General features: G+C 41.5%; 11 protein-coding genes. 6 read left to right on the top strand and 5 right to left on the bottom strand.

Going from position 1 to position 12,650, the window contains the following annotated elements:
- The first annotated feature begins 32 nt into the window (after positions 1-32).
- The 4 genes from AF333_RS26005 (at position 33) to AF333_RS25990 (ending at position 3,851) form a co-directional block, all read left to right on the top strand.
- Positions 33-704, top strand: a complete 672-nt coding sequence (locus AF333_RS26005) for a response regulator transcription factor (RefSeq protein WP_139189225.1) — start codon at positions 33-35, stop codon at positions 702-704.
- Complete coding sequence (locus tag AF333_RS26000) at positions 701-1,729, top strand: sensor histidine kinase (protein ID WP_043063664.1); 1,029 nt, start codon at positions 701-703, stop codon at positions 1,727-1,729. Before AF333_RS26005 ends, AF333_RS26000 begins: the two co-directional genes overlap by 4 nt.
- A 156-nt stretch (positions 1,730-1,885) precedes the next feature.
- Complete coding sequence (locus AF333_RS25995) at positions 1,886-2,653, top strand: ABC transporter ATP-binding protein (protein ID WP_043063663.1); 768 nt, start codon at positions 1,886-1,888, stop codon at positions 2,651-2,653.
- On the top strand, positions 2,640-3,851 hold the full coding sequence (locus tag AF333_RS25990; protein WP_053432783.1) for an FtsX-like permease family protein: 1,212 nt from the start codon (positions 2,640-2,642) through the stop codon (positions 3,849-3,851). The genes AF333_RS25995 and AF333_RS25990 overlap by 14 nt, the downstream gene beginning before the upstream one ends.
- A 42-nt stretch (positions 3,852-3,893) precedes the next feature.
- On the opposite strand, the gene AF333_RS25985 is transcribed toward AF333_RS25990, so the two are convergent.
- Positions 3,894-5,249: an IS1182 family transposase gene (locus AF333_RS25985; RefSeq protein WP_043067180.1), complete on the bottom strand. Its 1,356-nt coding sequence runs from the start codon at positions 5,247-5,249 to the stop codon at positions 3,894-3,896.
- Between the two features lie 113 nt (positions 5,250-5,362).
- Between AF333_RS25985 and AF333_RS25980 the strand changes: the two genes are divergently transcribed.
- Entirely contained in the window at positions 5,363-6,139 is a 777-nt protein-coding gene (locus AF333_RS25980) for an ABC transporter permease (RefSeq protein ID WP_235497030.1), read from the top strand.
- Between the two features lie 66 nt (positions 6,140-6,205).
- Here the strand turns inward: AF333_RS25980 and AF333_RS25975 are convergent, their stop codons facing one another.
- Positions 6,206-7,267 carry a DUF418 domain-containing protein gene (locus AF333_RS25975; RefSeq protein ID WP_043063661.1) on the bottom strand — a complete coding sequence of 354 codons (1,062 nt, stop codon included), beginning with the start codon at positions 7,265-7,267 and terminating at the stop codon, positions 6,206-6,208.
- Between the two features lie 258 nt (positions 7,268-7,525).
- Positions 7,526-8,581, bottom strand: coding sequence for a 2,3-butanediol dehydrogenase (locus tag AF333_RS25970; RefSeq protein ID WP_043063660.1), 1,056 nt, complete (start codon positions 8,579-8,581; stop codon positions 7,526-7,528).
- Positions 8,582-8,797: 216 nt separating this feature from the next.
- Between AF333_RS25970 and AF333_RS37250 the strand changes: the two genes are divergently transcribed.
- Complete coding sequence (locus AF333_RS37250; protein WP_302847949.1) at positions 8,798-9,634, top strand: methyl-accepting chemotaxis protein; 837 nt, start codon at positions 8,798-8,800, stop codon at positions 9,632-9,634.
- A 110-nt stretch (positions 9,635-9,744) separates the two neighbouring features.
- On the opposite strand, the gene AF333_RS25960 is transcribed toward AF333_RS37250, so the two are convergent.
- Positions 9,745-10,515: a M15 family metallopeptidase gene (locus AF333_RS25960; RefSeq protein ID WP_043063658.1), complete on the bottom strand. Its 771-nt coding sequence runs from the start codon at positions 10,513-10,515 to the stop codon at positions 9,745-9,747.
- A gap of 188 nt (positions 10,516-10,703) precedes the next feature.
- Complete coding sequence (locus AF333_RS25955; protein WP_043063657.1) at positions 10,704-12,440, bottom strand: right-handed parallel beta-helix repeat-containing protein; 1,737 nt, start codon at positions 12,438-12,440, stop codon at positions 10,704-10,706.
- Positions 12,441-12,650 lie beyond the last annotated feature (210 nt).

The following is a 12,650-nucleotide window of genomic DNA, read 5'->3' as shown; positions in this document are numbered from 1 at the left end:
CAACGTATTTAGCAGAAAAGGAGTTTCACATGCTGAAGATATTAATTGTTGAAGATGACAAAACAATTAGAGATGTACTACGGGAAAACATAGAAAAGTGGGGCTTTGAAGGCTTTTGCGAAGAGGATTTCAGTGACGTTTTTGCTACGTTTGTACAGTATAACCCGGATTTAGTTTTACTGGATATCAATCTGCCTTTTTATGACGGGTTTTATTGGTGTAACAAAATAAGGGAAGTATCAAAGGTTCCCATTGTATTTATCTCTTCGCGGGATACAAGAATGGACATTGTGATGGCAATGAACATGGGGGGAGACGACTTTATTCAAAAACCTTTCTATATCGACGTAGTCATGGCAAAAATTAATGCCATCCTGCGAAGAACCTACTCGTATACAAATATGGAATCGAATGTGATTGAGCATGACGGAATCGTGTTAAATCTACAGGAAGGTAATTTTCTATGTGGAGAGGAAAAGGTCGAATTAACCAAAAACGAATTCAAAATTCTTTATATTCTAATGAAGAGCAGCGGAAACATTGTAAGCAGGGATAAAATCATGAGGAATCTTTGGGAAGACGAGAGCTTTGTGGATGATAATACGCTGACTGTAAATATCGCGAGGCTGCGTAAGAAGCTAAAGGATGCAGGCAAGGACGACTTCATCAAAACAAAAAAAGGACAAGGATATATTATCGTATGAAACCAACTGCTTACATAAAGGACAGAAAATTTCTTATCGCTTTTTATTTTATCCTCATGGCCTTCATCTCTTCCGTTATGTATTTGGATGGGACCGTGAACATCAGTGCAGACAATATTATATACATAAATGCCGTATCCATTGTTTTCTTTTTCATGTATTTGACCTGGGATTTTCTATATCAACGGAATTTCTACTCTACTATTCATGAGATGATTACAAGCCGGCAGGAAGACTTTGTTTCCGCTCTACCCGAAGCGAAAACGAACGAACAGCATGCCTTTATCCTGTTGTTGAAACAAGTATACGAACAACAGAATGCCCGAATTGAAGCATTGCATGAGAGGAAGAGAGAGGACAGAGATTTCTTTATTACATGGATACACGAAATAAAAACACCGATTGCCGCAAGCAGGCTAATCATCGATAATAGCATCGGAAAGCCGATGGACACTATACTGGACAAGCTTGAAAATGAATTGGACAAAATCGATGGATATGTCGAGCAGGTATTGTACTATTCGAGAACGGATTCGTTTACGAAGGATTACGTGATTAGCGAATGCAACATAGAAAAAGTAGTGAAGGAAAGCGTGAAAAAGCAAGCGAAATTGTTTATTGGCAAAAGAATAAGGTGTGAAATGAACCATTTGGATATAGAAGTGCTCAGCGACAAAAAATGGCTGGGCTTTATCGTCGACCAAATTCTGTCCAATTCCTTAAAATATACGGATCAAGAGGGAATCATAACGATTACGGGCCATGAAAATGAGAAAGAGAAAATGCTTGTCATCGAAGATAACGGAGTAGGAATCAAAGCCGAAGATATTGATCGCATATTCGAAAAAGGATTTACAGGATACAGCGGACGTGTATACGCCAAGTCCACCGGGTTTGGTCTGTATCTGGCGAAAACATTAGCTGTAAAATTAGGTCATACGATAAGCGTCGAATCAGAAGAAGGGAAATACACCAAGATGATGATTCATTTTCCGAAACCATTGAATCATTTTGATGTGACATAAATGTAAGGATGAGAATGGGCTTTGTAAGGTTGAGCAATGGAACGGTATAGAGGCTTTTCTTACAATAGGATTTGTAATTGGCATGGTTGGCTATCGCGTTCTCGATGCTTGAAGCGAACCTGCTTAACGAATACTAAGCATGTGGAGGGAAGCCGAATGAAAAACGTATTATATGCAAAGAAAATAAAGAAAATATATGGCTCAAGAGGCAATGTGTATACCGCACTACAGGAGATTGATTTGGAGATAAAGGAAGGCGAGTTTGTCGGCATTATGGGTCCTTCCGGCGCAGGGAAGACCACGCTTTTAAATATTTTATCGACCATTGATCAGCCATCATCGGGAGAAATTATGATCGATGGCAGCGATGTCGTGAAAATGAGCGAGGATGAGTTATCTTCCTTCAGAAGAGAAAGACTAGGCTTTATTTTTCAAGATTACAACCTGTTAGATACACTTACCATAAAAGAAAACATAGTGCTTCCGCTTGCGCTTGCAAAGGTGAACGCCAGAGAAATTGAGCAAAGGGTAGAGGAAATCGCCAATAAATTCGGTATCAGGGAAATCCTGTCCAAGTTCCCATATCAGGTTTCTGGTGGACAAAAGCAGAGAACAGCGGCGTCCAGGGCTATCATTAGCAAGCCCAGCCTTATTTTTGCGGATGAGCCTACAGGTGCGCTCGATTCGAAATCTGCAACTGAACTTCTGCAAAGCTTAAGCGGCTTGAATGAACAGGAGCGGGCTACCATTATGATGGTTACGCATGATGCGTTCGCGGCAAGCTATTGCAAGAGGGTTCTTTTCATAAAGGACGGAGCCATTTTTACTGAATTAGTAAAAGGAAATCAATCGCGCAAGGAATTTTTCGAGAAGATATTGAATGTGCTGTCCGTGCTCGGAGGTGGGAAAAATGACCTTATTTAGTCTTGCCAGAAGAAATATAAGAAGAAATTTTTATAATTACTTCTTATATTTTGCCTCCATGATTTTTAGCATTGTTATTTATTTTACGTTCGTATCGCTTCAGTATAACGAACAGGTGCTGAGTATGACGGCAAGTTCAACGAAAATCGGAACCGTTTTTAACGGGGCATCGGTCGTTCTCATGATTTTCGTCGCCATTTTTATTTGGTATTCTAACTCCTTTTTTACGCGCAAAAGGAAGAAGGAAGTTGGCCTTTATTCATTGCTTGGTGTACGGAAGAAAGAAATCGGTAGAATGCTATTTTACGAAAATTTTGTTATGGGCTTACTTGCACTTGCTGTAGGGATTTTCATCGGTACGCTACTTTCCAAGCTGTTCGTTATGCTGCTAATGAAGCTGATGGGATTCCACATTGCGATAGCATTCGTTATTGCACCGAAGGCTATCATCAATACAGTTCTTGTTTTCATGGTTATTATTCTGTTTACTTCATTGCAAGGATACCGCTTGATTTACCGTTTTAAGCTGATTGAACTTTTTCAGGCGGAGAAAAAAGGAGAAACGGCACCCAGAGCATCATTTTTCGTGGCTCTGCTGGCGGTTGTTTCTATCGGAACCGGGTACTGGATTGCATTACAAAACATTACCTCGGCCGTTTGGATCGGTCATTTTACAAGAAATGTTGTGATTATTTTTTCCGGTGTTATTATTGGTACGTATTTCTTATTCAATTCGCTGGCCGTATTTTTGTTAAAGCTATCAAAAAAAAATAAGAAGCGTTACTACGATGGTATGAACATGGTAGGTACGTCCCAATTGTTATACAGGATAAGAGGGAATGCCCGTACGTTATCCATTATTTCTTTGTTGAGCGCCGTTACATTATGTGCCATCGGGACAAGCTACAGCTTTTATTACAAAAATGAAGAGTCGGCCAAACATGTTGAGCCTTTCAGTTATGCTTACATTTCCGGGGATAAACAAGTAGATGAGAAGGTAAAAGAAACCATTTCACAAACGCCTGGCCATTCCATTATTTCCGATGTTACCGTTGATGTCGTGAAGGTAAAAGGGAATTTGGATAATCTGGATCGTATGATACCGTCCGCGTTTATGGCTGATGAGGATAGATTGACCTTGCTGTCTGAGAGTTCATTCAATCAATTGAATCAATTTCATAATTGCTTTTTCGAATAAGAGACAGACTTCACCTAGCGGAAAATCGTGATTTTTAAAAAGTTAAGCTGCTTGGGTTTGAGTATTTTTAAGTTCTTTTCCGATTCGATCTGCTGCCAATTTCGAAGCATTATAAACAAGGGTAACAAGGTCAAAGTGAAATTTTGCTTTTTTACCTGTTCGATAACGAACATTGTTGAGTTGAAAGAATTCTTTTAAATAGGCGATAACACGTTCGACCGCCGTACGTTGATCGTAGAGTTCCTCCCACTTTTTTGTTCCACGAGCAGGAGCTGTGTACCGTCGTACATCCGTCTCTATCCGGATTTTATAAATTTTTTGGCAGAGAGAATCCTGGGCTAATGGACAATCCTTGCATTCTTTTGGACGGACAAACTTAAGTGTTTTGTACTTTGGGTCATAGCTATCGTAACGATATGAATATTCTCGTACGCATGTAGGGGCAAAGTGTGAATCAAATCCGATCGTTTCACCTTCATTCCGCTTGTTGTAAGCAATGATGGAATAAGCCTCCATACGGTAAATCTGTTGGTAAATCGGAACAGAATCGTACCCTGCATCCATGATGCCATAGCGGACAGATAAGGGCAGTTTTTGCAAACCTTTAAGCAAAGGAATGGCTGCTTTTCCATCATTTAAACTACCCGATGACATGATGGATTGGAGAATATATTGACTCTTGGTTCCTACGGCAAGGTGTCCCTTGAAGCCATACCAAAAAACATTCTTCCCTTCGCTGTTTTTCTTAACTCCCCAAGCGGGTTCTATCAGCATTTGAGAACGGAGGGTTTCTAGGGGAACATCGAGTTGATCAGCAATCAATTTTTCAAATACGGATGATTCGGCTTTCTCTTCTTGCTTCTGTTTTTCGTATGCTTCCTTTTCTGCTTTGGACCTGCGTCCACGTTTCTTTGGTTCTGGTTTTGCCTTTTTTTCTTGAGTTTTTGCTTGATCTCGAGACTCAAAATGGGTGGCATCGATCGCGACTGCTTCATCTTCTACAAAACCTTCTTGGATGGCTTGGAGAAGAATTTGATTTTGCATGTCTTCTAGAAGCGCGGTTTGAGACAGTTTCTGTACTAAACGAGAAAAGGATGCTTCCGAAGGAAGCGCATCAGAAAAGAGAAATCCGCATTCCAAACGAAAAAGGACGTCATCCTTTAAACGTTTCCGTAAATCTTTGACCGTTGGAATACGTTCGACAATCCGAGCGACCAAAGCGTAGATCATCGCAGCATAATTTAATTCTGTAGGAGCCCCATGATTCGTTTTTTTCGACAGCGAAAAAAGAAGAGGTTCAATGTCTATTGTTGAAAAGATCGCCTCAAAACGTTGGGTAGGTTCTAAATCATATAAATCTTGAATGCTAAATAGGCTTCCTTGTCGTATAATGGACACAGGGAGTCACCATCCTATCTCTAGAGTTTTGGTCGCACTTAACTTTTTCGAGATTTGGGGAGGTACTCCTTTTTTTGTGTCTGAAAACCCTTGTAGTTACTAGGCTCAGATTTATGAAATTAATTCAATTAATAAAAGAGATGGGAAAATCGGATACGGTTCATTTAACAGACATGAATGAAGCCGTTGCGATAGATGGAGAATACACTAAAAGCCTTTCCTCGCACTATAAAGGAAAAACGGCGTTATTCGAGACGAAGCAGGGGACCAAAAAGCTGATATTCTCCGACTATAAAACGTACTTTGTAATGAATGCAAGGCTTGCTGGTTTTACTGTAGTGGTAAGCGATGAATTATTCAATCAGGTAAGCAAGACGGAAAAAGTCCAAACGATACAAATGTATAACGTACAGGATGAAAAACATGCTGAACAACTGACGGAAAAAATGCAACAGCTTGTCCCGGAGACGGCACAGCTAGACTCTTTCTATGCGACATACAAAGCTGGAATGGAAGCTAAAGGCATGCTTATCTTTATGGGTGCGTTTCTTGGACTGGTCTTCTTATTGGCAACTGGCAGCGTGATTTATTTTAAACAGCTAACCGAGGCGACAGCGGATCGGGAACGTTATGTTATTTTACAAAAGATAGGCGTAAAGAAGAAGGAAATCAAGGCATCCATCGCCAAGCAAATTTTCTTTGTATTTGCGATGCCTTTGGTAATAGGGATCGCGCACAGTACGGTGGCATTGACGGCTTTGTCGAATTTAGCAGGTTTGGATTTAGCGATGCCGGTGTTCATTAGCATGTGTGTTTATACCGTCATTTACACCATTTATTATTTCTTAACGGTGAGCTCTTACAGTAAAATTGTAATGGAGCAACCTTGAATAAGATGCTAACAATAACATAAAAATAACACCGGGTAAGAGGGCCCGGTGTTATTTTTATTTGTTTTACACACTTGGTTTTCCATACGTCATACGTCGCCAGAGCCATTCCAATGGACCTTGCTTATATTTTCGTAACCATAAGGTGCTAATCATTACTTCAATCGCGTAAATAACCAGCGAGATAATTAGTGCAGGCAATGGAGAGATTACTTCTAACCCCATAAAACTGATGATCACCCTCCCTAACAAGGCTTGGCCGATATAGTTTGTGAAAGCCATTTGCCCAACATGTCCAATCGGACGTAAGGTGTTTTGTAAGGCTTTATTTTCAAGCAGAATGAAAAGAGTGGATAAATAAAACAATGTCATCGGGATAGCGCCCAGGCTAATGAATGATTTTTGATAAAATATGGTCGTATCCGTTTCAGGTTTTGATGTTATCCATAAAATAATCCCGGCAAAAATAACAAATAAAACAAACGTGATGCTCCGCGTGATTTTGAAGGTACGGAGATGCTGCGACACATTCCGGACGAGGCCGGATTTAGCCGCATACAGTCCGAGCAGGAACATGATAATAATAGTAAGGGAATCAGAGGCTATAAAATCAAGCAATGCAGGTGGTTTGGCTGTCGGTGAAAATACAGTCATGCATACAATCCGCGCCACCCAATGAGCGAAAGCAATAAGGCCGACAGACAGCAAAATATTTTTCGGCTTTAGCTTATAAAAGGGGAGCAGCACGAAGCCAAAGAGTGCATATATGTGCAAGATATCGCCCCAAAAGATAAACAGAGCATTAATGATGCCGAACAGCAACAGGGCCAATAAACGACGTACGTACCTCAGATAATAACGATCGCCTCGTTCCTCGGCACGAGAGACGAAGATATAGAATCCGACGCCGAATAAAAAAGAAAAAATCGAGAAGAATTTTTTCTCGATGAAAGCTTCAACCAGCGCATGCAGGATTCCGTTAAATCCACTCATATCCGGTTGAGGAGAATTTTCCATCATGATTATGAACGCCGGGACATTGATGAGCAATATGCCGAACAGAGCAATGCCACGGATAATATCAAGTGAAATAATCCGGTCTTTTTTGGTGATGGGTTGTGATTTCATTTTTTGCCCTTCCTTTCAATGATTTTATGTGTGTTTCCAAACAAATTATAAGAAGAAGGGCATATGTAAACCATTGAACTACCTTACAAACTGTACACCGTAACTAACAAAATTGTAAGGCATAGTAGCATTTGTATCATAGGAGGGAATGTTTTTTGCTGCTTGCTGGATAAAAGTAAAAGAAATAGCGGCGGCAGAATAAAAGAAAGCCTGACACAGCATCATGGTTACGACAGATGAGTGTCAGGCTTATTCCGGCTACATGCCCGGTTTAACGAGAATTTTAACGTGATTTTTTTCCTTAACTAAGGAGGTGAACCCTTCTTCGACTATATCCGCTAAATCGATTTTCTTTGTAATCAATTCTTCCGCTTTAATGCTTCCATTCGCAATGAGTTGAATAACGGCAGGGAAGATATCCCGGTAGGCGATGATTCCTTTAATATCCCGTTCTTTTAATACGAGACTGTTTGGCGGTATTGTCGCTGTTTTCTCCCAAACACTAACGATAACAACCTGACCATCCGCTTTTGTACTTTCAATGGCTTGATTCAGTACAATTTCGATTCCTGCAACTTCAAAGCTTACATCTACACCGCCATTGGTTAGTTGTTTAATTTCTGACACAACATCTACTTGGGTGGGGTCCAAAATGATATCAGCCCCGACCTTTTTGGCGAACTTCTTTCTTTCCTCCGAAAGCTCAACAGCGATGATTTGACTTGCGCCCGCCGCCTTTGCGGCTTGGATGGTTAAGAGACCGATGGGGCCAGCTCCGAAGACTGCCACCACATCTCCAACCTTTAGCTTGCTTTGGCGCACGGCATGAACGGCAACAGCTGCCGGTTCCACAAGCGCCCCCTGTTCAAAGCTCATATCGTCAGGAATTTTATGTACCATATTTTCTTGTACTACCGTGTATTCCGAAAAACCACCGCCACCACCGGCTAAGCCGTGGAATCCGAGAAAATCGCATAAGTTATATTTTCCTGCTTTGCATTCGTTGCATTCTCCGCAGGCCAGAATCGGCTCAACCACAACCCGATCACCGACTTTTACATTGGATACGCCTTGTCCAATCTCGACAACTTCTCCAGAGAATTCATGTCCGAGGACGACAGGAGCCTTTTCGTTAGTTAACGGATGGGGTGTGTCTCCTGGAATGAAAATAGGTCCAGCCAAATACTCATGCAGATCAGTACCGCAGATCCCGCACCATTCAACTTTAATTTTTACTGTACCGGGTGTTACCTTTGGTTCATCAATAGATTGGACCTGAACTTCTTTTACTCCGTACCATACAGCCGCTTTCATAATTTTCACCTCATTAGTATGATGTGTAATTTAACTTTTTAAGTATATCATAGCTTCAGTAGGTAGGTGTTTAATATACGGAATAATAAGATAATTATTACATTTTTTATTAAATGATGTGTGAGCAGTCTTTTCATTCATCGGACCGATAACGTATAATCAACTCATGCCACGCGATTTGGTGTGCGTATATATTTCAGAAATAAGGTGATGATCGTGTCAGTATCCGTATTAGAAGCTCTTGTGGTGGCTGCTCCTTATATAAAGCAAGCAATAAAAGAGGATGCAATGATAGGCGTGGTAGACAGAGAGAAGTTTCTTACTTACATACCGGCTGAAAAAGTAGACTTTGGTTTAAAGCCCGGTGATTTCATTCCGCCAGACGATGTAAATATTCATGGAGCTTTAGCTGGGAAAATTTCAAACATAAGAGTTTCCGAAGAAGTATACGGGGTTCCAATTATCGCAACGGCGATACCAATTAGAGACGAATCGGGGCAGGTAGTAGGGGCTCTCGCCTTTGGCTATACTTTGGAAAATTATATACTATTGGAAAAGTTTATGACTGACATGCAAGAAATCACCGGGAAATTACAGGATAGCATACAGGTTGTAGCGGCACATGCAGAGGAGCTTTCAGCAACAAGTGAAGAGATTATGGGTCACTCACAGATAGCGTTTGAAAATTCCTCGAAAACGAATGATGTGTTGCAGTTTATCCGAAAAATTTCAAAGCAAACGAATCTGCTAGGGTTGAATGCTTCGATTGAGGCGGCAAGGGCCGGTCAATTCGGAGCCGGATTTAATGTAGTTGCCCAGGAGGTCCGCAAGCTATCGAATGAATCGGCGGAAGCGACTAATCGTATCGAGGATTCGCTTTCAGAGATTACTGTGACAATGAAAAGCTTGAAAGACGGTATGACACAAATCAACACTTCTTCACAGGAACAAGCCCAATTAGTTGTTAATTTTATGGAAATTATAGAACAGCTGGATCAGACTAGCAAATCAATGAAAGAGCTTATGGGAAGACTTATGGTAAATACGGATTAAATTATTCTAAAGCATGAAGAATTTCATCATAGAAAAAGCCTGACAATGTCTCCTATATGAAGGGAAACGTATGTCAGGCTTTTCATATGCCCGGAAGTGCTAAATCCGAGCTATTTGGACACAGGAACTGCGTTGAAGTATTCCTCGAGTGTAATATTTCTTTCAGCAATGTTTTTGGCGATGTCAGTTCCTACATAACGAATGTGCCAGGGCTCATACTTGTAGCCGGTAATGGATTCCTTTCCTTCCGGGTAGCGGATGATGAATCCATATTCCGGAGCATGCTTGGCTAGCCATTCTGCTTCCTTCGTACCGGCAAAACAGTCTTCCGCTGCACACCTTCCGTCGCTTCCTGAAACATCAATGGCAAGTCCGGTTTCATGCTCGCTGTGACCCGGAATGGCACTATATGTCTTCGCTTTTTCTTCACCATCTTTTTTTACATAACGGTTAAATACAGCAGTCTGCGTTTTATGGGAGCGATACGCGGAAACACCGGCGAGGTATACTCCGTCTTTTTCTGCTCCAGCGAACATCTTTTCCAGTGCTTCTGCTGCTTCTTTTCGCATCTTGCGTTTTTCGATTTTTTCTTTAAAAGTAAATCGTACATTCGGATAAACTAAATCGGTAGGTTCATAGTTTTCAGGCAGTGAGAATTGCTTGTTTACCATTACAGCGACATTGTGCGGATCGGTAATGGCTTGTGCAGCCTCATCCTTTTTAGCCACATCATTAGAGTCGTCCGATGAATTGGATGAAGCTGCAGGAGTATTGGAAGAATCTGATTTATTCTCAGGTGAAGTGGTTTTTTCATTGCTACAGCCGGCAAATAAAACAAGCGCCGCCGCAAGCAGCAAGGTGTAGATGAATATTTTGCGCATACGTGTTACATCCTCCTAGTAGTTTCAAGTGATTTATACTATAGACGATTATAATATAAAATGCTTTACCGAAAAGGTAATATTAAAAAATGATGATGAAACGATGAGTGTTTAAGCGCAAAGCACAGCAGGAGCATCACATTTATTATTGTGATGCCCCTGTTTGTATTTATGTCACATAGTTGTCGTTATGATGGAGTGTTCGTGTACGTATTATTACCCAACTGCACGTTGGAAACATTGAGCATTTTAACCCCGTTCTTGTACTTCCATCCGTTGAGTTTGCTATTTGTAATGACTACATGGTTCGCGTGCTGGAAGTAGTTGCCGTATCCTCGCGTTGTCGGCCCTTGAAGGTTGGAGTGGTCGATGGCGATCCGATTGAAGTTAATCAATAGCATTCCGTACTCTCCTTCTTTTTCTGTACCGATAGTGGCATTGGAGATGGTAAAGTTTCCAGCAGAAGGAGGGATTTGAGCAAAAATTCCTTTGTTGTTGACGGAATTGTATGTGCCGCCTTCAATCTTCAAATTTTCAACCGTGATGGCCGTTTGTCCGTAATTTCGAATGGAGATCGCGCTATCAATTGTAGAGATGATATCGTTGTTTTTGACGGTTACGTTTTTGATTTTTGTTCCGGTTGCTGTTTCCATCCTAGGTTTTATACCGATACCCGCCGATTTGGAACGAATGGTGTTTCCTTCTACGATCATATCCTTCATCTCAAGGGAAGGGAGGTATGTTTCCAGCAGAATGCCATAGTTGGGTGCTGTAATTTTGTTGTTGCGGACAACAAGTTCATCAGTATACGAGTTTTGTTTTACGATAATGCCTGGATAGTCTACTCTTGATGTAATTGTATTTCCATCGAAAGTAAGGTGGTCGCCAGCTACGGAGACCCCATTTAGGATTTGATTCTCGGAAATCGTGATATATTCTACATTCTCATGGGTATTAAAGGCACCTACCCGAGAGTCCCTGTAGTTATCGATTACGTTTTGCGTAAGCAAAATATCACGCACAGGCTCCTGACCTCCGAGAGAAATTCCATGCCTGCCCCCATGCATCCAGTTGTCTTTAACGGTCAGGTGCTGCGAGGAGGCAATGCTGAGCCCATAGCTCGTTCCGCTTCCCTCATACCAACAATCGCTTACCTCATTATTTTCAACAGCTCCACCGTATATATAAGACAAGCCGATTCCCCGTTCGCGAGCGCCTGATACTTCCACATGAGCGAGGCGTAAACTCCTCGCGTAATTTACGGTAAGGCCCACATGATTGGAATCGCGGAGGATGTTAAGATTCGTAATGCTTATATTTGGCATATTCAGCTTGTACAGCACGGTAGAAGCCGAATGATACGTATCGAATAGTCCGTTTTTGAATGTAATCGTATCGCCGGATACGGAAGCGACCTCTGCCATTTCTCCACGGTAATAGTAGTTACGTGCCGGGTTAAACAATTCACTGGAATGGATAAGCACGATATCCCCTGGTACGACCGGAAGATTTGTTAGCGCTGTTTTGTTTCCTTTTACAGCATCGGCCAGAAGTGGTGCAGCCCCCCCTCTTGAACCTCCGATATTAAGTATAGATTGTTGGGTGGATTGCCTTCCGTCAAGTATGGCTCCTTGTTCTCCGACGATGGAGATAGGATGGGATACTGCAACATTTATAGTTGTAACATGATACGTACCAGCAGGAATGTATACAATCCCGCCACCCGAGCTATCCGCTGTCCGGATCGCGTTGATAATCGCCTGCGAGTCATCTTTATTGTCATTGGCTTTTGCACCAAATTTCGTTATATCGAAAGAATGGTTTTGTGTATCCATAGTATACAGTGTTTCAGCTTTTGCCTGATTTGGCAATGAAAATCCGATAAAAATGAAAAGGGCAACAAGGAATACAAGAAATTGTCGCATGATACTTCCCCTCCTTGGGTCTTACGCAACATGAACGTGCGTTTTCTAATCAATGAAATGTACGAGAGACTGGGTTCATAGACAAATGCAGATGTATATCGAAACGGAGAGAAAGTCCATAGGCGACGAATGAAGATAAGGATGGTAGTAGTATTACCGTTTCATACGTTAGATATAAAATGCAGGGTTGTTAGAGAGGGATATAGATTG

The organism is Aneurinibacillus migulanus, from assembly GCF_001274715.1.
Lineage (GTDB): Bacteria > Bacillota > Bacilli > Aneurinibacillales > Aneurinibacillaceae > Aneurinibacillus > Aneurinibacillus migulanus.
This window is presented reverse-complemented; position numbering and strand designations above follow the sequence as displayed.

Bases quoted from the DNA above. Each gene is read 5' to 3' on its own strand.
- AF333_RS26000 (WP_043063664.1), top strand. From the start codon at position 701: ATGAAACCAACTGCTTACATAAAGGACAGAAAATTTCTTATCGCTTTT.
- AF333_RS25995 (WP_043063663.1), top strand. From the start codon at position 1,886: ATGAAAAACGTATTATATGCAAAGAAAATAAAGAAAATATATGGCTCA.
- AF333_RS25990 (WP_053432783.1), top strand. From the start codon at position 2,640: ATGACCTTATTTAGTCTTGCCAGAAGAAATATAAGAAGAAATTTTTAT.
- AF333_RS25980 (WP_235497030.1), top strand. From the start codon at position 5,363: ATGAAATTAATTCAATTAATAAAAGAGATGGGAAAATCGGATACGGTT.
- AF333_RS25975 (WP_043063661.1), bottom strand. From the start codon at position 7,267: ATGAAATCACAACCCATCACCAAAAAAGACCGGATTATTTCACTTGAT.
- AF333_RS25970 (WP_043063660.1), bottom strand. From the start codon at position 8,581: ATGAAAGCGGCTGTATGGTACGGAGTAAAAGAAGTTCAGGTCCAATCT.
- AF333_RS25960 (WP_043063658.1), bottom strand. From the start codon at position 10,515: ATGCGCAAAATATTCATCTACACCTTGCTGCTTGCGGCGGCGCTTGTT.
- AF333_RS25955 (WP_043063657.1), bottom strand. From the start codon at position 12,440: ATGCGACAATTTCTTGTATTCCTTGTTGCCCTTTTCATTTTTATCGGA.